Annotated in this window: 19 protein-coding genes; 10 read left to right on the top strand and 9 right to left on the bottom strand. The window is 47.7% G+C overall.

Features of this window, described 5'->3' with window-relative positions:
- Positions 1–13: 13 nt before the first annotated feature.
- Genes CWI78_RS07920 through CWI78_RS07905 form a run of 4 tightly spaced genes read right to left on the bottom strand, consistent with a single transcriptional unit; the run spans position 14 to position 4,024 of the window.
- Entirely contained in the window at positions 14–799 is a 786-nt protein-coding gene (locus CWI78_RS07920) for an enoyl-CoA hydratase/isomerase family protein (protein WP_126781937.1), read from the bottom strand.
- A gap of 16 nt (positions 800–815) precedes the next feature.
- Positions 816–2,423, bottom strand: coding sequence for a carboxyl transferase domain-containing protein (locus CWI78_RS07915; RefSeq protein ID WP_126781935.1), 1,608 nt, complete (start codon positions 2,421–2,423; stop codon positions 816–818).
- 15 nt (positions 2,424–2,438) lie between these two features.
- A complete protein-coding gene (locus CWI78_RS07910; RefSeq protein ID WP_126781933.1) occupies positions 2,439–3,608 on the bottom strand; it encodes an isovaleryl-CoA dehydrogenase in 1,170 nt (389 codons plus the stop codon).
- Complete coding sequence (locus tag CWI78_RS07905; protein ID WP_126781931.1) at positions 3,605–4,024, bottom strand: MerR family transcriptional regulator; 420 nt, start codon at positions 4,022–4,024, stop codon at positions 3,605–3,607. Before CWI78_RS07905 ends, CWI78_RS07910 begins: the two co-directional genes overlap by 4 nt.
- 78 nt (positions 4,025–4,102) lie before the next feature.
- On the opposite strand from CWI78_RS07905, the gene CWI78_RS07900 reads away from it, so the two are divergent.
- Positions 4,103–5,284, top strand: coding sequence for an acetyl-CoA C-acyltransferase (locus CWI78_RS07900; protein WP_126781929.1), 1,182 nt, complete (start codon positions 4,103–4,105; stop codon positions 5,282–5,284).
- Positions 5,285–5,294: 10 nt separating this feature from the next.
- Here the strand turns inward: CWI78_RS07900 and CWI78_RS07895 are convergent, their stop codons facing one another.
- Positions 5,295–6,173, bottom strand: coding sequence for an EamA family transporter (locus CWI78_RS07895; RefSeq protein ID WP_126781928.1), 879 nt, complete (start codon positions 6,171–6,173; stop codon positions 5,295–5,297).
- Positions 6,174–6,241: 68 nt separating this feature from the next.
- Here CWI78_RS07895 and CWI78_RS07890 point away from each other — a divergent pair, with 68 nt between their 5' ends.
- The 9 genes from CWI78_RS07890 to rlmM all read left to right on the top strand — a co-directional run bounded on the left by CWI78_RS07890 (position 6,242) and on the right by rlmM (position 14,857).
- Positions 6,242–7,741 (top strand): CoA-acylating methylmalonate-semialdehyde dehydrogenase, encoded by a 1,500-nt coding sequence (locus tag CWI78_RS07890; protein ID WP_126781926.1) that lies wholly within the window; start codon positions 6,242–6,244, stop codon positions 7,739–7,741.
- A gap of 12 nt (positions 7,742–7,753) precedes the next feature.
- On the top strand, positions 7,754–8,911 hold the full coding sequence (locus CWI78_RS07885; RefSeq protein WP_126781924.1) for an acyl-CoA dehydrogenase family protein: 1,158 nt from the start codon (positions 7,754–7,756) through the stop codon (positions 8,909–8,911).
- 9 nt (positions 8,912–8,920) lie between these two features.
- Positions 8,921–10,042: an enoyl-CoA hydratase/isomerase family protein gene (locus tag CWI78_RS07880; RefSeq protein WP_126781922.1), complete on the top strand. Its 1,122-nt coding sequence runs from the start codon at positions 8,921–8,923 to the stop codon at positions 10,040–10,042.
- Between the two features lie 27 nt (positions 10,043–10,069).
- A complete protein-coding gene (gene mmsB, locus CWI78_RS07875) occupies positions 10,070–10,966 on the top strand; it encodes a 3-hydroxyisobutyrate dehydrogenase (RefSeq protein ID WP_126781920.1) in 897 nt (298 codons plus the stop codon).
- 20 nt (positions 10,967–10,986) lie between these two features.
- Entirely contained in the window at positions 10,987–11,751 is a 765-nt protein-coding gene (locus tag CWI78_RS07870; RefSeq protein ID WP_126781918.1) for an SDR family oxidoreductase, read from the top strand.
- A gap of 97 nt (positions 11,752–11,848) precedes the next feature.
- Complete coding sequence (locus CWI78_RS07865) at positions 11,849–12,748, top strand: transcriptional regulator GcvA (protein ID WP_126781916.1); 900 nt, start codon at positions 11,849–11,851, stop codon at positions 12,746–12,748.
- Positions 12,748–13,371, top strand: a complete 624-nt coding sequence (locus tag CWI78_RS07860; RefSeq protein ID WP_126781914.1) for an alpha/beta fold hydrolase — start codon at positions 12,748–12,750, stop codon at positions 13,369–13,371. The genes CWI78_RS07865 and CWI78_RS07860 overlap by 1 nt, the downstream gene beginning before the upstream one ends.
- A complete protein-coding gene (locus tag CWI78_RS07855) occupies positions 13,368–13,748 on the top strand; it encodes a DUF423 domain-containing protein (RefSeq protein ID WP_126781912.1) in 381 nt (126 codons plus the stop codon). Before CWI78_RS07860 ends, CWI78_RS07855 begins: the two co-directional genes overlap by 4 nt.
- A complete protein-coding gene (rlmM, locus tag CWI78_RS07850) occupies positions 13,748–14,857 on the top strand; it encodes a 23S rRNA (cytidine(2498)-2'-O)-methyltransferase RlmM (protein WP_126781910.1) in 1,110 nt (369 codons plus the stop codon). The genes CWI78_RS07855 and rlmM overlap by 1 nt, the downstream gene beginning before the upstream one ends.
- Before the next feature lie 52 nt (positions 14,858–14,909).
- On the opposite strand, the gene CWI78_RS07845 is transcribed toward rlmM, so the two are convergent.
- The 4 genes from CWI78_RS07845 to ppnN form a co-directional block, all read right to left on the bottom strand.
- The gene (locus CWI78_RS07845; protein ID WP_126781908.1) at positions 14,910–15,914 is read right to left on the bottom strand and encodes an isocitrate dehydrogenase; all 1,005 of its coding nucleotides are present in this window, start codon (positions 15,912–15,914) and stop codon (positions 14,910–14,912) included.
- A gap of 105 nt (positions 15,915–16,019) precedes the next feature.
- Entirely contained in the window at positions 16,020–17,543 is a 1,524-nt protein-coding gene (locus CWI78_RS07840; RefSeq protein WP_126781906.1) for a hypothetical protein, read from the bottom strand.
- Positions 17,540–17,926 (bottom strand): DUF3192 domain-containing protein, encoded by a 387-nt coding sequence (locus CWI78_RS07835; protein WP_126781904.1) that lies wholly within the window; start codon positions 17,924–17,926, stop codon positions 17,540–17,542. Before CWI78_RS07835 ends, CWI78_RS07840 begins: the two co-directional genes overlap by 4 nt.
- Positions 17,927–17,933: 7 nt before the next feature.
- The gene (ppnN, locus tag CWI78_RS07830; protein ID WP_126781902.1) at positions 17,934–19,289 is read right to left on the bottom strand and encodes a nucleotide 5'-monophosphate nucleosidase PpnN; all 1,356 of its coding nucleotides are present in this window, start codon (positions 19,287–19,289) and stop codon (positions 17,934–17,936) included.
- Positions 19,290–19,302 lie beyond the last annotated feature (13 nt).

Raw genomic sequence — 19,302 nt, 5'->3', positions numbered from 1 at the left:
ATGAGACCTGTTGTTAATTCTGTTTAAGCCAGGCGGCGGAGCGTTTTTCAAGAAACGCGCTGAGTCCTTCCTGACCTTCGTCCGAGACGCGAATTTCGGCAATGGCTTTAATGGTGTGTTTACGTACGTCTTTATCAATAGGACGTGAACCGACATTGCGAATCAATTGCTTACAGGCACCTAACGCTTGTGGACTATTGGCTAAAAGAGATTCTAATAGCTTATTCAGGGGCTCGTCGAAATTTTCAACAACTTCGTTAACCAAACCCAGCTCCAGAGCCTTGTCGGCAAAGAAACGTTCTGCAGTCAGCATGTAGCGACGCGACTGGCGTTCGCCAATAGTGCGTACAACATAAGGACTGATAACCGCAGGAATCAGGCCAATTTTGACTTCACTCAAGCAGAAACTACTGCGCGGTTGCGCCAGCACAATGTCGCAGCAGGCGGCAAGGCCCACGGCACCGCCAAAAGCTGCCCCCTGTACTAAAGCAATGCTGGGTTTGCTGAGCAAATCCAGACGCTCCATTAACAGCCCAAGCTCGCCAGCGTCATCGACGTTTTGCTGGTAGTTTTTATCGGCCATGGAGCGCATCCAGTTGAGATCGGCCCCGGCTGAGAAGTTTTTGCCTTCTGAGCGAAGCACCAGCACTCTCGCGCTATCACTTTCTTCAACTTCTTTTAATGCCTGCAGTAGTTCCGCAATCATCACATCGTCAAAAGCGTTGTGAACATCCGGGCGGTTTAAAGTCAGCGTTGCAACGCCTTGGCTGTTGATATCAAGCTCTGTGTATTTCGCCATTATTAATAACCTCCGATTACATGCGGAAGACGCCGAAGCGGCTGTCTTCAATCGGTGCATTCAGTGAAGCGGCAAGACTCAATGCCAGAACTTCGCGCGTTTGTGCCGGGTCAATAATGCCGTCGTCCCACAAGCGTGCTGACGCATAGTAAGGGTGGCCTTGCTTATCGTATTGCTCAACAATGGGCTTTTTCAGTTCTTGTTCTTTTTCTTCGCTTAAGCTTTCGCCTTTACGCGCCAAATTGTCTTTGGTGACCTGTGCCATAACACCGGCTGCTTGTTCACCACCCATGACCGAAATACGGGCGTTTGGCCACATGAACATCATGGTGGGATCATAAGCACGGCCACACATGCCGTAGTTACCGGCACCATAGCTACCACCAATTAACACGGTAAACTTAGGCACTTTGGCACAGGAAACCGCCATCACCATTTTCGCGCCGTGCTTGGCAATGCCTTCGGCTTCGTATTTTTTACCGACCATAAAGCCGGTAATGTTTTGTAAGAAAACCAGTGGGATTTTGCGCTGGGCACAAAGCTCAATAAAGTGGGCGCCTTTTTGTGCCGACTCAGAGAACAAAATACCGTTATTGGCCACAATACCCACCGGATAACCATCAATGCGGGCAAAGCCTGTCACCAGTGTATTGCCATAATTAGCTTTAAATTCGTCAAAGTCCGAGTCATCAACAATGCGCGCAATCACTTCGTGCACATCGTATGGCTTGCGCAGGTCGGTACCGACAATGCCGTATAACTCTTTTGCGTCGTAACGCGGAGGTTTAGCCGGTTGACGATCGAGTTTGGTTGGTTCACCGCGGTTAAGGCGTGCTACCGAGCGGCGTGCTAAAGCTAAGGCGTGTTCATCGTTGTGAGCGAAATGATCCGCAACACCGGAAATACGTGTGTGCACGTCGGCGCCGCCAAGCTCTTCGGCTGAAACTTCTTCACCCGTTGCCGCTTTAACTAGCGGGGGACCGGCTAAGAAAATAGTACCTTGTTCTTTAACAATAACGCTTTCATCCGCCATCGCGGGTACGTACGCCCCGCCAGCAGTGCAAAGGCCCATAACCACCGCAATTTGAGGAATGCCTTTGGCTGACATATTCGCCTGATTAAAGAAAATGCGGCCAAAGTGCTCTTTGTCCGGGAAAACTTCATCTTGACGGGGTAGGTTGGCACCGCCAGAGTCCACCAGGTAAATACAGGGCAGGTGGCAACGCTCAGCAATTTCCTGAGCGCGTAGATGCTTTTTAACGGTCAGCGGGTAATAAGTGCCACCTTTAACTGTAGCGTCGTTGGCGATGATCATGCACTCAGTGCCTTCAACCTGACCAATACCGGCTACCACACCAGCGGAGGGAACGTAGTCTTCGTAACATTCCCAGGCGGCAAACTGGCCAATTTCTAAAAATGGCGAGCCCGCGTCCAACAATTTATTGATACGGTCGCGAGGCAGCAATTTACCACGGGATAAATGGCGCTCCTGATACTTAGGACCGCCACCCTGATGGATCTTTGCCGCTTTTTCCTGCAAGTCGTTAACGACGGCCTGCATTGACTCACTATTAGCCGCAAATTGTGCATCGCGGGTGTTGATTTTACTGGATAAAATCGCCACGGCGTTGCCTCCTTATTATTTTGATTCAGTGAACAGTTCACGACCAATGAGCATACGACGAATTTCCGACGTACCAGCGCCGATTTCATAAAGCTTCGCGTCGCGTAGCAGACGGCCTGTCGGATACTCGTTAATGTAGCCGTTACCGCCCAATAACTGAATGGCGTCCAGCGCAAGCTGGGTAGCTAATTCGGCTGCGTAAAGAATCGCGCCGGCGGCATCTTTACGTGTGGTTTCGCCGCGGTCACAAGACTGGGCTACCGCATAAACATAAGCCCGCGCGGCATTAGTGCGAGTGTACATATCAGCCACTTTTCCCTGCACCAGCTGGAATTCGCCGATTTCTTTACCGAACTGTTTACGATCATGGATATAAGGTACGCAAGTATCAAGACACGCTTGCATAATACCTAAAGGACCGGCTGCTAAAACGGCCCGCTCGTAATCCAGGCCACTCATCAACACTTTAACGCCGTCGTTAAGCTCCCCCAGAATATTTTCTGCCGGCACTTCAACATCTTCAAACACCAGTTCACAGGTATTTGAACCACGCATACCCAGTTTGTCGAGCTTTTGCGCCTGGCTAAATCCTGGTGTGTCTTTTTCAACAATAAAGGCCGTGATACCACGAGAGTTCTTTTCGGGTTCAGTCTTTGCGTAAATGACAAAGACATTGGCTTCAGGACCGTTTGTGATCCACATCTTATTGCCGTTAAGGATGTAGTTATCGCCTTTTTTCTCTGCTCGCAGCTTCATACTGACGACATCAGAGCCGGCGTTGGGTTCGCTCATTGCCAATGCACCAACGTGCTCGCCACTGCATAACTTCGGTAAGTATTTTTGTTTTTGTTCTTCATTACCGTTGCGGTGAATTTGATTTACACAGAGATTTGAATGAGCACCGTAGCTTAAACCGACAGAGGCGGACGCGCGGCTAATTTCTTCCATTGCGATAACGTGCTCAAGGTAGCCCATGCCAGAACCACCATATTCTTCAGCAACAGTTAAACCGAGCAGACCCATATCGCCAAGTTTGCGCCATAAGTCGCTTGGGAATTCATTTTTTTCATCAATTTCAGCGGCGCGAGGGGCAATTTCGTCACGCGCAAAGGCGTTGACTTGCTCACGGATCATGTCGGCAGTTTCGCCGAGCCCAAAGTTAAAGGTGGTGTATTGACTGATCATAACGACTCCTGAGAATGAACTTCTGAAACTGATGAGTGGATAGTCTCGAGCTCGTCCTGACAACGCTGCTCAAGACCACTTAACTCAGTCAGTAATACATTAATATCTTCCATCTGTTGTTTGAGCGAGAGCTTTTTCTCGCTGATTAGCTCAAGTACTTTTTGTAACTGCGCCGCGCTGCTGTTATCTGCATCGTACAGCTCAAATAACCGACCTGTTTCAGCGAGTGAAAAGCCTAGTCGCTTACCGCGTAAAATGAGCTTTAAACGAACCCGGTCTTTATTAGTGTAAATGCGCTGTTGGCCCTGGCGTCTGGGAGAGAGCAGGCCTTCGTCTTCGTAAAAACGAATGCTGCGGGTGGTAATGTCAAATTGTTTTGCCAGTTCACCAATACTGTAAGTCACTTTATTGTCCATCGGTACTTGCTTTTTGGTTGCTCTGGGATCTAAGCTTAGAGGAAGTTTACGTTAACGTAAAGTGCATTTGGAGGAAAGATGTCAAGCGATTCCATCGTGATTGTGGCGGCCAACCGTACGCCAATGGGCGGTTTTCAGGGTAGTTTGAGTGAAGTTTCCGCTCCTAATTTAGGCGCAGCAGCTATAACGGCAGCGTTGAGTAAAAGCGGCTTAACCGCCGATGATATTTCGGAAGTTATCATGGGCAACGTGCTGCCGGCAGGCTTAGGTCAAGCTCCTGCACGTCAAGCTATGCTCTATGCGGGGTTACCGCGCTCAACCGGTGCTACCACGATAAACAAAGTTTGCGGCTCGGGCTTAAAAGCCGCGATGATGGCTCATGACTTAATCAAAGCTGGTTCTGCTGATGTTGTGCTCGCGGGCGGCATGGAAAGCATGTCTAATGCACCTTATATGTTACCGAAAGGTCGCAGCGGCTACCGCATGGGGCACGGGCAAGTACTGGATCATATGATGCTGGACGGCCTTGAAGACGCCTACGAACATAAAGCGATGGGCTGTTATGCGCAGGACACTGCTGATGAGTACGGCCTGAACCGTGAAGCGATGGATGACTTTGCCATTCACTCATTAACTAAGGCTCAGACAGCGATTAAAGACGGGCTTTTTAAGGGTGAAATTACGCCTGTTACCTATTCAACCCGCAAAGGTGAAGTCACGGTAGATACTGACGAGCAGCCGGGTAAGGCGCGCATGGATAAGATTCCTCAACTGCGAGCTGCCTTTAAGAAAGACGGTACTATCACAGCGGCTAACTCAAGCTCCATTTCTGATGGTGCTGCGGCGCTTATCTTAATGCGTGAAAGCGAAGCAAAAGCGAAAGGCTTGCAGCCGCTGGCACGAGTTATGGGCCACACGACACACTCGCAGGCACCGTCTGAATTTACCGTTGCACCAATCGGTGCAATGAATTCATTGTTGAGCAAGCTGGAGTGGACAAAAGACGACGTCGATTTATGGGAAATTAACGAAGCCTTTGCCATGGTGACCATGCTGGCTATTCAGCAAATGAAGTTAGACCCGGCTAAAGTCAATGTGCATGGCGGAGCTTGTGCTCTGGGACATCCAATTGGCGCAAGTGGTGCGCGTTTATTGGTTACCTTGCTACATGCATTGAAACAAAAAGGCCAGAAGCGTGGTGTCACCTCACTGTGTATCGGTGGTGGTGAAGCCGTTGCTCTGGCGGTAGAGATGATGTAATACCGGCTGACTAGCGGGCGGGCTTCAATTTTTGAGCTCGTCCCGCCAGCCATACAGCGAGTATGATGATTAAAGCTCCGATGCTTAAACGGGTGTAGTCAAAGGATTGTTCCCAGAATAAGACATTAACCAGAATTCCAGCGGGAATTAAGGCATTGTTCATAGTGGCAAGCTGTCCGGTGTTGACCCATTTACTGGCAAGGTTCCAGCCAAGGTAACCAAGGCCTGAGGCGACAATACCTAGCCACAGTAAAATGCCCCACTGGAGGTTAGTTGCAGGCATCATGTTTAGGTCAGCAAAAAGCAAAACACCCAGGCCGGCAATAACACTGGCACCAAAGAAAAACGCAGCAAACTGCTGACTTTGCGCCAATGTCTTACCGGTCGGTAAGCGTTTATAAGCAACTTGACCTAAGGCAAAGCAAGCATTGGCGGCCTGAATTAAAAGGAAACCAGTGATGAAATCATCAGACAGCGGTTGATACCGAATTATGGCCGCACCGCAAACGGACACTGCCGCGGCAATCCACCATAAAAGAGGTAAATGCTTGCGGTTAAGTATGAGTTCATCAATGAGGGTTATGTAGAGCGGTGTAAAAATAGTGAACAAAAGCACTTCGGCAACGCTCAAATACAAAAACGCATGGTAAAGAAACAAATACATGGCGCCAATTTGTATAGCGCCAATAACGGCCAGTTTAGTCAGTTGAGGTAGCTGCCCACTTTTGGGAGACAGATGCCGCCAACGAAATAACGGTAACACGGTTATCAGTGCTAAAATCATGCGGATAAACACAACAATATAACCGTCAACCTGGCCGGCAAGGTAAACGCCGATTAGCGAAAAACTGGCGGCCCAAAGTAAAGTAATCAGAATTAAGAGGGTCACGTTAAGGCTCACTTAACTAAATTTAGCTCATCGATAGATGACAAAATAACACAATAAGAAGGTGAATTATGTCTAAGAAAGTGCCTCTGTATATAGATGGCGAATTTGTCGCCTCGAAGTCAGAACAGTGGATCCCTGTCACCAATCCTGCGACACAGGAAGTTATCGCACAAGTGCCAGTTGCTACCCAAGATGAAATGGAAGCAGCGGTTGAGAGTGCTCGCGAAGCTTTTAAAACCTGGAAAGAAGTGCCTGTTTCTGAACGCGCTCGTGTCATGATGCGTTATCAGGCCTTGTTAAAAGAACATCAGGAAGAAATAGCAGAAACTCTGGCGCAGGAAACCGGCAAAACTTTTGAAGATGCAAAAGGTGACGTCTGGCGTGGTATCGAAGTGGTTGAACACGCAGCCAATATTCCTTCGTTATTAATGGGCGAGACCGTTGAAAACGTTGCCCGTAAAATTGATTCTTACAGCTACACTCAGCCACTTGGGGTTTGTGCAGGTATTACGCCGTTTAACTTTCCGGCTATGATCCCACTGTGGATGTTCCCGCTGGCAATTGCTTGTGGTAACACCTTCATCCTTAAACCTTCTGAGCAAGATCCATTAACGCCAAATCGTTTGGTGGAATTATTTGAACAAGCTGGCGCACCTAAAGGTGTGTTGCAGGTCTTGCATGGCAATAAAGACCAGGTCGATTTTCTACTGGATCATCCGGCAGTTCGTGCCTTGTCATTTGTTGGTTCTGTGCCGGTTGCAGAGTACATCTACCGTCGTGGTACAGAAAATGGTAAGCGTGTACAGGCCTTTGCCGGTGCGAAAAACCATTGCGTTATTATGCCAGATGCCAATAAACAGCAAGTGATCAACAACATGGTTGGCTCTTCTGTTGGTGCAGCGGGTCAACGTTGCATGGCGATTTCTGTCGCAGTATTCGTTGGTGCGGCAAAAGAGTGGATTCCTGAAATTGCTGAAGCCATTGCGAAAGTTCGTCCGGGCGCATGGAATGATGAAAATGCCGCTTATGGTCCGGTTATTAGCCCACAAGCAAAAGAGCGCGTTGAAGCTTTGATTACTCAGGGTGAAAAAGAAGGCGCGAAATTGTTGGTTGATGGTCGTAATTGCAAAGTTGACGGGCTGCCAAACGGTAATTGGGTCGGCCCAACGGTCTTTTCTAACGTAACGTCGGATATGGAAATTTATAAGACGGAAATTTTCGGTCCGGTATTGTGCGCCACAGAAGTAGACAGCTTAGAAGACGCTTTAGAATTGGTGAACAACAACCCATACGGTAATGGTACGTCTATCTTTACGGCCAGCGGCGCCGCCGCTCGTAAATATCAACACGAAGTTGAAGTGGGCCAGGTCGGTATTAACATTCCAATTCCGGTACCACTGCCGTTCTTCTCATTTACTGGCTGGAAGCGTTCATTCTTTGGTGATCTTCATGCTTATGGTAAGCAGGGCGTTCGTTTTTACAGTGAAACGAAGACAGTAACGGCTCGTTGGTTTGAGAGCGATCTGGAAGATCCAGCCGGCCCTAACATGTCAATTAACCTAAGGTAGTAGGGGATAGCGATGAATTTCGAATTGACAGAAGACCAGCAAGCCTTTGTTGATACGGCTAAAGCTTTTGCTGACAAAGAACTGGCGCCAAATGCCGCAAAATGGGACGAAGAGCACCATTTCCCAATTGAAGTGTTCCGTAAAGCCGGTGAAATGGGCTTTATGGGTATGTACACGCCGGAAGAGGCTGGCGGCTTCGGAATGAGCCGTCTGGACTCAGCGCTCATTTTTGAGCAGTTGGCGGGTGGTTGTACAGCAACAACAGCAATGATGACCATTCACAACATGGTCACCTGGATGATTGGCTCCTTCGGCCAACAGTCAGTGATTGATCAGTGGGTACCAGAGTTGGTTACCGGCGAGAAGCTGGGCTCTTACTGCCTGACAGAACCCGGTTCAGGTTCAGACGCTGCCAGCTTACGGACCAGTGCGAAAAAAGATGGTGACGAGTACGTTCTGAACGGCTCTAAAATGTTTATCTCCGGTGCCGGTGAAACTGATGTGCTGGTGGTGATGGCACGTACTGGTGAAGACGGGCCTAAAGGCATTTCTGCCTTTGCTGTCCCGGCGGATGCGAAAGGTGTTATTTACGGTAAAGCCGAAGAGAAAATGGGCTGGAACGCCCAGCCAACTCGCTTAGTAACGTTTGAAGACGTTCGTATTCCGGCAGAAAACCTGCTGGGTAAAGAAGGCGAAGGCTTTAAATTTGCCATGATGGGCTTAGACGGCGGACGCATTAACATTGCGGTTTGCTCTGTCGGTACCGCGCAGGCTGCTTTGAATACAGCAAAAGCTTATATGCAGGAGCGTACGCAATTTGGTAAGCCTCTGGCGGCATTTCAGGCACTACAGTTTAAGTTAGCCGATATGGCAACTGAGCTGGTTGCAGCCCGTCAAATGGTGCGTTTGGCAGCCAGTAAAGTCGATAACAACGATGCTGACAAAACGACCTATTGCGCCATGGCAAAACAGTTTGCGACCGATGTTGGTTTTAAAGTGTGTAACGACGCACTGCAGCTGCACGGTGGTTATGGCTATATTAAAGAGTATCCGTTAGAGCGCCATGTGCGTGATGTTCGTGTGCACCAGATTCTGGAAGGCACAAACGAAGTCATGCGTATGATTATTGGCCGCCGTATATTAGCGGATAACGATCGCGAAATCTTGTAAGGAGACTCCATGCAAGACGTTGTACTTTTTGAAGAACTGAACGCCGGTGACAAGGTCATCGGCGTTGCTACATTAAATTCCGAGAAATCGCTAAATGCTCTAAGCCTGGCAATGGCTGAAAAGCTGTTACCACAGCTAAAAAAATGGGCTAAGGATGACAATGTCGCTTGTGTCTGGTTGCAGGGGGCGGGTGAAAAAGCATTCTGCGCCGGTGGCGACATTGTTGCAATGTATAAAGCTATGCAGGCAGAGCCTGGCAAGCTGGTGAGCGAAGTTGAGAACTTCTTCACGCAGGAATATCAACTGGATTATTTTATTCAGACCTTCCCTAAACCTCTTATTTGCTGGGGTGACGGCATAGTGATGGGCGGCGGTATGGGGCTGATGAATGGCGCCAGTCACCGTATTGTGACCGAACGTTCGTTACTGGCTATGCCGGAAGTGACGATTGGGTTGTACCCGGATGTTGGCGCAACCTATTTCCTGAACCGTATGCCACAAGGTTGTGGCCTATTTTTAGGCATTACCGGGGCGACGATGAACGCAAATGATGCGTTATATTTAAACTTGGCGGATCACTTTGTGGGTCATGAAAGCAAAGAAACTATTCTGACCCAGTTAAAAGAATTGGAGTGGGGCGATACTGAAGCATTGAATAAGCAAAAAGTGTCGGATTTACTGAGTTCGATTGCTAGCAGTGACCCAACCGCTCTACCAACGCCACAGGTGGAACCGCACCAGTCACTTATTACAGAACTGACAGACGGCAATGACATTGGCGATATTGTTACGCGTATTGTAAATGATGAAACCGATGATAAATGGTTGGCGCGGGCGCGTAAGAATCTCGCAAATGGTTGCCCGTTTACTTCGCACCTTGTCTGGAATCAATTGCAGCAGGGTTCTGATTTGTCGTTGGCAGATTGCTTTCGACTGGAACTGACCCTGTCTTGTAACTGTGCGGTTCGTGGTGACTTTGCTGAAGGTATTCGGGCATTGCTGATTGATAAAGATAAGAATCCACAATGGCAGCACAGCTCGGTAGCCGAAGTACCAGCGGAAGAGGTTGATGCATTCTTTTTACCGCCCTGGGGCGAGCGAACGCATCCATTAGCCGATCTTGATAAATAAAACGAATTAACAAGAAGGAGTGCCTGTATGGCAACCGTAGGATTTATTGGACTGGGAAACATGGGTGGCCCTATGGCCAGCAACCTGGCAAAAGCAGGCCACACAGTTAAGGCTTTTGATTTATCGGAAGATGCGCTGAAAGCCATAGTTGCGGACGGTGCACAGGCAGCGAAAACAGCAGCTGAGGCCATCGACGGCGTTGAGTTTGTGGTTTCTATGCTGCCGGCAGACCGCCACGTAAAAGGTGTTTACCTCGGAGACGACGGTCTAATCAATAAGCTGACCAAAGATCAGCTTGTCATTGACTGCAGTACCATTTCATCAGATACCGCTATGTATGTCGGTGAACAGCTAGAGAAAGCCGGTATTGCCTTTATTGACGCCCCGGTTTCCGGTGGTGTGGGTGGCGCGAAAGCCGGCACCTTAACCTTTATTTGTGGTGGCACAGAAACCAACGTTGACCGGGCTCGCACGGTTCTCAACGACATGGGGAAAAATGTTTTCCGCGCCGGTAATGTCGGTGCTGGGCAGATTGCAAAAATCTGCAACAACATGTTGTTGTCGGTATTAATGGTGGGAACTTCTGAAGCCTTGCAATTGGGTAAGGCAAATGGGTTAGATCCGAAAGTTTTATCGGAAATTATGCTGGCAAGCTCGGGTAGCAACTGGACTTTACAGGTTTACAATCCGTGTCCGGGCGTAATGGATAACGTACCTTCAAGTAACGACTATCAGGGCGGATTCCTGGTTGACTTAATGGCCAAAGACTTAGGGTTGGCGCAACAAACCGCATTAGAAAGTGGTGCGGCAACCCCGATGGGGTCGTTGACTCGCAACCTTTACCATAGCTGGTCTGAGCAAGGCCATGGTCGTCAGGATTTTTCCAGTATTTTTAACTATGTGGCACCGAAGTCACAGAAGTAACCTAAGAATTGGGGATACACATGCAAATTAAAGACAGTGTTATTGTTATTACCGGTGGTGCCCAGGGGCTGGGCCTTGCAATGGCTGAAGATTTCGCCAAACAAGGCGCTAAACTTGCACTTATCGATATTAACGGCGACGTATTAGGTGAAGCTCAGGAGCACTGCGAAAAGCTGAGTGCTGCCAAAGTAGTTGGCTATGAAGTGGATATTACTGACGAAGAGTCGGTAGAAACCGTGTTTGAACAAATTCAGCAAGAGTTTGATGGCATTGATGTGCTGGTAAACAACGCAGGACTACTGCGTGACGGCCTGCTGATTAAATTCAAAGACGGCGAACTGAAACAGAAGATGCCATTACAGCAGTTTCAGTCGGTACTGGATGTGAACTTAACCGGTACTTTCTTATGCGGCCGTGAAGCTGCTGCGCAGATGGTAAAAGCTGGTAAGAAAGGCGTTATCATCAATATTTCCAGCGTCGCGCGTGCTGGCAACATGGGACAGACTAACTATTCGGCGACCAAAGCCGGTGTGGTTGCCATGACAGTCACCTGGGCTCGTGAATTGGGTCGCTACGGCATTCGCTGTGGTGCCATTGCACCGGGCTTTATCGAAACTCCAATGACGGCACAGATGAAACCTGAAGCGGTTGATCGCGCGTTGTCTATGGTTCCGCTCAAACGCTGGGGCCAGCCCAATGAAATTGCTCACAGTGCGCGTTATATCATTGAAAATGACTTCTTCAGCGGTCGAGTGGTCGAGATTGATGGCGGCGTTCGTCTGTAAGTCACATTAGATTAAGTAATGATAAATAGCCGAACGAAGGGCGTCTCTGTTATAGTAGTGTTTATCTACTAAACCGAGACGCTTTTTAGTTAATGGCATGCGGAAATTACCTCCCTTAAACGCACTTAAATCATTTGAAGTGGCAGCGCGTCATCTCAGTTTTACCAAAGCCGCCGAAGAGCTATTTGTCACTCAGGCTGCGGTCAGTCATCAGGTAAAAGCGTTAGAAGAGTTTCTCGAGCTCAAACTTTTTATTCGACGTAACCGTTCTTTGCTGTTGACCGAAGAAGGTCAGGAGTATTACTTAGAGTTACGAGATATTTTTGAGCAGTTGGCACAGGCCACCGATAAACTTCGATTAGTGTCGGAGCGTGGCGCTTTGACCGTGTCGGTTCCTCCCAGCTTCGCTATTTTATGGTTTGTTCCCCGGCTGAGTAGTTTCCGCGAAGCGCATCCCGATATGGATATTCGCATTAAAGCCGTAGATGAAATTAGTGGTTCGTTAACCGACGACGTGGACGTTGCTATTTACTATGGGGATGGCCGCTGGCCTGGGGTAAAAGCTTACCAACTGCATGAAGAATACTTATGGCCAGTCTGTTCTCCCTTGCTATTAGACAAAGCCAACATCAAAGAGCCCATAGATTTATTCAAACAGACGCTACTGCATGATGAAACCCGAAATGCCTGGAAGGATTGGTTTCAGTTGGTAGGATTGCCCCAGTATAAAGGTGATAATGGGCCGGTATTTAGCCATTCCAGTCTGGCTTTGCAGGCGGCAGTTCACGGGCAGGGCATTGCATTAGCCAATAACGTGCTGGTGAAGTCCGAAATTGACAGTGGCCACCTGGTTCGTATTTTCCCTCAGGCACTGCAGCGGAATAAAGCGTTTTATCTGGTTTGTCGTGACAATCAGGCGGAGATAGGTAAAATCGCGACCTTCCGTCAGTGGCTGCTAAACTTGGTGCAAAAAGAAGAGCAAGAGTTTAACCAATAATGCGTTATCAACAACAGAACCCGGAAGGGGCGTTCCGCATCGTTTTTTTGCATGGCTCAGGCGGCGGTCCCGACACAGCTTTTATGAACTTCTTTGCTGAACAGGGCATTGCGCTTGATGCTGAAGTTGTGCGTCCAGACTTTCCTTATTGGGAAAAGGTTCGTGAAACAGGTAAGCCCCGACCTCCGAATAAAATGCCGATGTTAGTCGATGCGGTTGATGAGCTACTGAGTGAATTGCAGCAAGATAAGAAATCGGTTGTCTTGATGGGTAAGTCGTTAGGAAGCCGGGTGATGTTAAGGTTAGCGGATAAATATCAGGTTAAAGCCGTTATTGCTCTGGGATTTCCCTTTCATCCGCCTCAAAAACCAGAGAAATCACGTTTTGAAGAGTTGGAGTTGACGCAGGCACCTGGACTGATTCTGCAAGGAACAAGAGACCCTTTCAGCAAACCCATAAGAAAGAAAATGGAACTTGGTGAGAGCGTGGAGTTACCTGAGAACTGGCAACTGCAATGGCTTGAGGGAGCTGATCACGGCTTTGCGGCCACTAAAGCAAAGGCGGATAACACGCCCAAATTATGGCAAGAGGCGGTAGACGCTATTAAGGAATTTATTCAATGAGTCAGTTATTTTTGATCGTGTCAGCGATTTTAGGCGGTACAGGCGTTATGCTGGGCGCTTTTGCTGCGCATGGACTTAAATCGAAGTTAAGCGACGATCTGCTGAGTGCGTTTGAAACGGGTGTTACTTATCAGTTCTATCATGCCTTGGCGCTATTTGCTTTAGCGTTTTGGTTAAAGCAGTCCTATTCGGTTTGGTTTGTTGCCAGCGGCTATTTGTGGCTGGCGGGCGTGATTTTATTTTCAGGCAGTTTGTACGCATTAGCGCTGACTGGTATTAAATGGTTTGGGCCCATAACGCCCATTGGTGGGTTGTTATTTATCGTCGGCTGGCTCAGTTTGCTGGTTGGTGCAGTGAAGTCAGGAGCGGGTAGTTAATGAAAGACATTGTTAGCGGCAAAGGTAGTGGCATCATATTGCTGTGTCGTGCAGGGTTTGAAGGCGACTGCGCTGCAGAAATTCAGGATAAAACAGCTAACCTGGGTATTTACGGTTACTGTCAGACGCAGCCTGATCAAGCGTATGTTACATACAACTGCCAGCACGAAGAAGCAGAGCATATTGCCCGGAAACTGGCGCTGAAGGACTTGGTTTTTGCTCGTGAAATGTTTGCTCTATTGGGGCCTGTAAAATTGGCAGGTATTGAAGATCGTGCCAGTGAGGTCATTAAGGTATTGAAACCTCACGAAGAAACCTTTGGTTTGGCGGGAGAGCTACGAGTTGAAACTCCAGATACGAACGATGCGAATCAATTATCAAAATTTTGTCGTAAGTTCAGTGTGCCATTGCGTCAGGCTCTGCGTAAAGAGGAGCTTTTAAGCAATAAACCGTTAGCAAAACGACCCATATTACATGTGTTTTTTGTTAATTCAGCGCATGCATTAGTGGGGTATTCGTATAGCTATAATCAGACGCCGCACGATGGTGGCATTGTGCGTTTGCGCATGCCAAAAGATGCACCGAGCCGTTCAACTCTAAAGCTGGACGAGGCCTTTCAGGTGTTTGTACCTGAAAATGAACAGGAAAAACGTGTACATTCGGGTATGAAAGCCGTGGATTTAGGTGCGGCACCAGGCGGCTGGACTTATCAGTTAGTGCGCCGAGGCATGATGGTACAGGCGGTCGATAACGGGCCGATGGCTGATTCATTAATGGACACCGGTCAGGTTAAGCATTTTAAAGAAGATGGCTTTAAATTTCGTCCTAAACGCAAAAATATCAACTGGTTAGTTTGTGACATGGTCGAAAAGCCCGCGCGTGTCGGTGAGCTGATGACCAATTGGTTACTTGATGGCGATTGTGAAGAAGCGATATTTAATTTAAAACTGCCGATGCGTCAACGTTACGCAGCAGTGAAAGAGTATTTGGGTCAGATTACCGATAAGCTACAAACGGAAGGCACTAAGCCATTTGAAATTCAGGCCAAGCATCTTTACCACGATAGGGAAGAAATCACCGTACATTTGCGTTGGTTGCCGCGCAGCTAGTTTTTAGAGCATAGCCGCGATTAAACAACGGCTATGCCTGAAAAACTGTTTTTTAAAGTCGTTCAATAACGGCCTGAGTAAAGTCAGTTGTTCCGTGCGAACCACCTAAATCACGAGTTGTTCGGTCGCCGCTGGAAATAACATCGGCCAGAGCTTTAGTGATGTTGTTAGCTTGTTCCTGCATACCCAGATATTCAAGCATTTGAATGGAAGCCAAAATTACTGAGCTTGGGTTTGCCAAGTTTTTACCGGCAATGTCGGGAGCTGAGCCGTGTACGGCTTCAAAAATTGCACAGTCTTTACCAATATTGGCGCCTGGAGCCATGCCTAAACCGCCAACTAAGCCAGCACAAAGGTCTGACAAAATATCGCCAAACAGGTTTGTGGTGACAATGACATCAAATTCTTCCGGGTTCATAACCAGACGCATGCAGGCTGCATCGACAATCATCTCAGTTGACTCAATATCCGGGTATTCTTCAGCAATTTCACGTGCGACTTTCAAGAATAAACCGGATGTTGATTTCAGAATGTTGGCTTTATGAACCGCAGTAACTTTTTTACGACCCTCACGGCGTGCAGTTTCGTAAGCGAAACGAACAATGCGCTCTGCGCCTTCACGAGTAATTTTACTTACTGCTTCGGCTTCATTACCGTCTTCAGACACTTTTTGCCCTATACCTGAGTACATACCTTCGGTATTTTCACGAATGGTGATGATATCAATATCGTCGTAACGAGCTTGTGTGCCTTTAAAAGACAACACAGGGCGAACGTTTGCGTAAAGAGAAAAGTGCTTGCGTAGACTCACGTTAATAGAAGTAAAGCCTTCACCAACCGGTGTTGTTAATGGTCCTTTTAAGGTAACACCGTTACGTTCAATCGCATCAAGAGTGTCCTGAGGTAATAACTCTCCGGTTTTCTCTAAAGCAGTTAGACCGGCCTCAACGTATTCATACTGAAAGTCACAACCCGCTTTATCTAGAATAGCGGTTGCGGACTTAACGATATCCGGGCCGATGCCGTCACCTGGAATGACTGTGATAGTTCTGCTCATGAATTGATTCCTTTAACCGTGTTACAACAAAAAACAGGAATAGTGATTCTACCATTGCTGCGCTGATACTGACTAGATAAGCACTATTCACCTGGTGAATATGGGTTATAATGGCGAGTAACAGTGACTGTCAAAAGCAGTTTTTGTTTTGATTTGCGTCAGTTGTTCACCATCAATTTTCAGTTGCTGACAAGACGATTTTAGCAGCGATTTAACCGAACTGCTTAATGATACTTCGGGATAGTAAGTGCTTAAGGTCAAATAATGGGCCAGAAAAAAAAGTGCGCTTAATGAATTGTGTTCGGTTTTATCTGGATCGAGTAAGTTTTCAGTAGCAGGTGGAAGCTGCCAGCGCTTAACCAACTGCCGACTGCGACGAAAATCACTGATATCCAAAGCTGAACCTACCCAACAGGTACTGTAACAATGTTCTACTTGTTTCGGACGTGGCCACTTGGCTGACTTTAATAGCTCGGGATGGCGAAAAAGATCGGAGCCTGAAAGCAAAGCGAGTAACGGAGCAGGTGTTGGTAGGTTAATACCAGTAAGCTCCGATAGATGTTGCAGTATCGTTGTGAGTAAGCCCAGTTTCTGCATTAAGGTTTTATGCAATGGAATTGTATTCAACGAAAACTGGTGTTGGAGAAAAGCGGTTGCGAGTATGACCGAGGATCGCTTTGATCCCAGCCATAAGTACGCTTGTTTTAAATCCATACGGGACGCTTCACTGTAGCCAATGCGCTCACTTTGCTGAACTGCGGCATGTAAGCTGTTTGCTAAAAAAGGCAACTGATTAACGTGTTGGATAACGGCATTTAAAGCACCGTTTGCATTGGCGTAGCGATTAATAGCTTTTAATAACTGTCGAGGTGTTTGTTGCGCTGCACTGGTTTGCTCATGTTTTAGCAACCTATGGTGTACTAAAGCACTCATCTGCTGCTTAGTTAGAGGCTTGTCATTTAGTTCCCAGTGATGAGTTTCTTCGGGTGTCACGTAAAATGGGCTGTCGAGTTTGTGTATTAAAGCTAGAATTTGATGCTTTCCTTCAAAACCCAAAAGCACGGCGGTCTGCGAATTCTTTTTGTGAGAGAATTTCTGACCTGTCAGTCTAATCGGTAAGGTATCTTGCTGGCTTAACAGCATCCAAAAACGGTATCGGAAGTGACCATTTAATAAAGGAAAAAAGGCTTGTGCGGGCTCCTTACGCTCCAGTTGAACCTGAGTTAGCGCGTTGACCCAGTGCCGAAAAATCACTATGTCTGGTGAGTTAAACCTCAGCGGTTCTAATGCAGTAAGCCATAGTGGCTGTCTTAACTGGCGTTGCTTCCAGTAATTGGGATCAGAATTAAGTTTCTCACTGATGCAGGCTGCAGCCAGGATACGACGGTAATGTGTATGTAACGACCAATGGTAACCGCAGTGTAGAGCATTAATGCAAACTGAGAGTAGCTCACTGACGGCTTCATTATCGGCGGAGGTGTTTTGCTGGGCGTAAAGCGGGAGCAATTCCGGCCACCGGTTTTGCTGGTACTCTTCATCAATAAACTGAACCAAACGATAAAGCTGACGAACGTCGTGTTGTTTCAGTAAACTCGCTGCTTTTTCACAACATTCGGGCAGCTCTCTCATTCGCGCCTCTGATTGTCCTGATAATCGCGGTAAGAGTCATTGCCCCAGGCAATGAGCTCGTTGTCCCGGAAAACCAAAGGAGTGCATTCGTCCTTCGTCGTAATACCGTCAGAGGTCACATGATGAGTACGATAGAACAACACTTGCATATCACCTTTAGGCGCTGCTTTGGCTTCATTAATATCCGGAGACCCCAAAATACGAATGACGCTGTCTTTGGACATACCGAGATCCAACTGGCCAATTTGTCTGGCGTTGTAGGTTTCTCTTTCCTGCCACTGCAAATCGGCGGGGTCAGCCTGATACAACATCAGAACTGCCCCGACAATAGCCAGATAACTAATCGTACCAATGGCTAGTATGACAAAGACCTTATTCTTCATAAATCCTTCAGTCAGTGACAACCTTATAACACGGATGATACACCGAACCCGGCAACTTCATACGCCCTTGTTCGACGAATGCTCTTAACAAGACGTCGAGTCGTTTCATCAATTCTTTTTCACCGTGAATAGTGAAGACACCTTTTTCTCTAATCTGGCGGATACCATCATCTTTCACGTTGCCCGCCACGATGGCTGAAAAAGCTCTGCGTAAATCGGCTGCGAGCTCTTCTTTGGGCTGCTCAGGGTGTAAATTAAGCGAAGCAACATTCTCGTGCGTAGGGTAAAAAGGACGTTGGAAATTTTCATCGATAAACAGCGTCCAGTTAAAGTAGTAGGCGTCACCTGAATCTCTACGGTACTGTTTTACAGCTGCCATTCCAGCATGCATGTGTCGGGCGACACCTGCAGGGTCATCAATAATAATGCGGTAGAATCCACGGGCTTCATCACCTAAGGTATCTACAATAAAGTTATCTAGAGCGTCAAAGTAATCTTTAGCGCTTGCCGGACCAGTTAAAATGACGGGTAAGCTTTGCTGTTGGTTTTTAGGGTGCATCAGAATGCCAAGAAGATACAACAGCTCCTCCGCGGTACCAGCACCTCCCGGGAAAATGACAATGCCATGCGCACAGCGCACGAAAGCTTCCAAACGTTTTTCAATATCAGGCAGAATAACCAGCTCGTTAACGATAGGGTTCGGTGGCTCGGCAGCAATTATGCCTGGCTCTGTAAGACCTAAGTAACGGCCACGACTAATACGTTGTTTAGCGTGTCCGATAGTGGCACCTTTCATTGGGCCTTTCATAGCTCCTGGTCCACAGCCGGTGCAGATGTTCAGACCGCGTAAACCTAGCTGGTAACCCACTTCTTTGGTGTATTTGTACTCACCCTCATTGATTGAGTGACCACCCCAGCAAACGACCATATCAGGCTCTTGCATCGCTTGAATTGTGCGGGCGTTTCGTAAAATGTCAAAAACAACATGGGTGAGGGTGGCACTGCTGGCATCCTTCAGTTCTTCTTCAGAGTAACGCTCTCCGGTAAAAAGAATATCGCGTAGGACTGACTCGAGTAGCTCACGGATACCAACAATCAGTTCGCCATCAACAAAGGCCTCTGCTGGTGGTTCAATCAGTTCAATTTTAATACCGCGCTCTTTGCGGATAATGTTAACGGCGAAGTCTTTGTATTTGTCGTAGATTTCAGCACTACTGTCGGTATTACTTCCGGCGTTTAATACCGCAAGACAGCAGTTACGAAACAATTTATAAAGCTGGCTGTTTGAGGATTGTTTTAAACGTTCTATTTCCAGCTGCGACAAAAGAGACATCGTGCCTCTTGGAGAAATGCTTGCTCTCATTATTTTTTAATAC

The organism is Idiomarina ramblicola (genome assembly GCF_003987255.1).
GTDB classification, from domain to species: domain Bacteria; phylum Pseudomonadota; class Gammaproteobacteria; order Enterobacterales; family Alteromonadaceae; genus Idiomarina; species Idiomarina ramblicola.
The sequence above is the reverse complement of the archived record's forward strand: the minus strand, read 5'-3'. Positions and strand labels throughout refer to the sequence as shown.

Excerpts from the sequence above, each read along its gene's own strand:
- CWI78_RS07920 (WP_126781937.1), bottom strand. The coding sequence starts at position 799 with ATGGCGAAATACACAGAGCTTGATATCAACAGCCAAGGCGTTGCAACG.
- ppnN (WP_126781902.1), bottom strand. The coding sequence starts at position 19,289 with ATGAGAGCAAGCATTTCTCCAAGAGGCACGATGTCTCTTTTGTCGCAG.
- CWI78_RS07870 (WP_126781918.1), top strand. The coding sequence starts at position 10,987 with ATGCAAATTAAAGACAGTGTTATTGTTATTACCGGTGGTGCCCAGGGG.
- CWI78_RS07905 (WP_126781931.1), bottom strand. The coding sequence starts at position 4,024 with ATGGACAATAAAGTGACTTACAGTATTGGTGAACTGGCAAAACAATTT.
- CWI78_RS07835 (WP_126781904.1), bottom strand. The coding sequence starts at position 17,926 with ATGAAGAATAAGGTCTTTGTCATACTAGCCATTGGTACGATTAGTTAT.
- CWI78_RS07865 (WP_126781916.1), top strand. The coding sequence starts at position 11,849 with ATGCGGAAATTACCTCCCTTAAACGCACTTAAATCATTTGAAGTGGCA.
- CWI78_RS07860 (WP_126781914.1), top strand. The coding sequence starts at position 12,748 with ATGCGTTATCAACAACAGAACCCGGAAGGGGCGTTCCGCATCGTTTTT.
- CWI78_RS07840 (WP_126781906.1), bottom strand. The coding sequence starts at position 17,543 with ATGAGAGAGCTGCCCGAATGTTGTGAAAAAGCAGCGAGTTTACTGAAA.
- CWI78_RS07845 (WP_126781908.1), bottom strand. The coding sequence starts at position 15,914 with ATGAGCAGAACTATCACAGTCATTCCAGGTGACGGCATCGGCCCGGAT.
- mmsB (WP_126781920.1), top strand. The coding sequence starts at position 10,070 with ATGGCAACCGTAGGATTTATTGGACTGGGAAACATGGGTGGCCCTATG.
- CWI78_RS07885 (WP_126781924.1), top strand. The coding sequence starts at position 7,754 with ATGAATTTCGAATTGACAGAAGACCAGCAAGCCTTTGTTGATACGGCT.
- CWI78_RS07900 (WP_126781929.1), top strand. The coding sequence starts at position 4,103 with ATGTCAAGCGATTCCATCGTGATTGTGGCGGCCAACCGTACGCCAATG.
- rlmM (WP_126781910.1), top strand. The coding sequence starts at position 13,748 with ATGAAAGACATTGTTAGCGGCAAAGGTAGTGGCATCATATTGCTGTGT.
- CWI78_RS07890 (WP_126781926.1), top strand. The coding sequence starts at position 6,242 with ATGTCTAAGAAAGTGCCTCTGTATATAGATGGCGAATTTGTCGCCTCG.
- CWI78_RS07910 (WP_126781933.1), bottom strand. The coding sequence starts at position 3,608 with ATGATCAGTCAATACACCACCTTTAACTTTGGGCTCGGCGAAACTGCC.
- CWI78_RS07855 (WP_126781912.1), top strand. The coding sequence starts at position 13,368 with ATGAGTCAGTTATTTTTGATCGTGTCAGCGATTTTAGGCGGTACAGGC.
- CWI78_RS07880 (WP_126781922.1), top strand. The coding sequence starts at position 8,921 with ATGCAAGACGTTGTACTTTTTGAAGAACTGAACGCCGGTGACAAGGTC.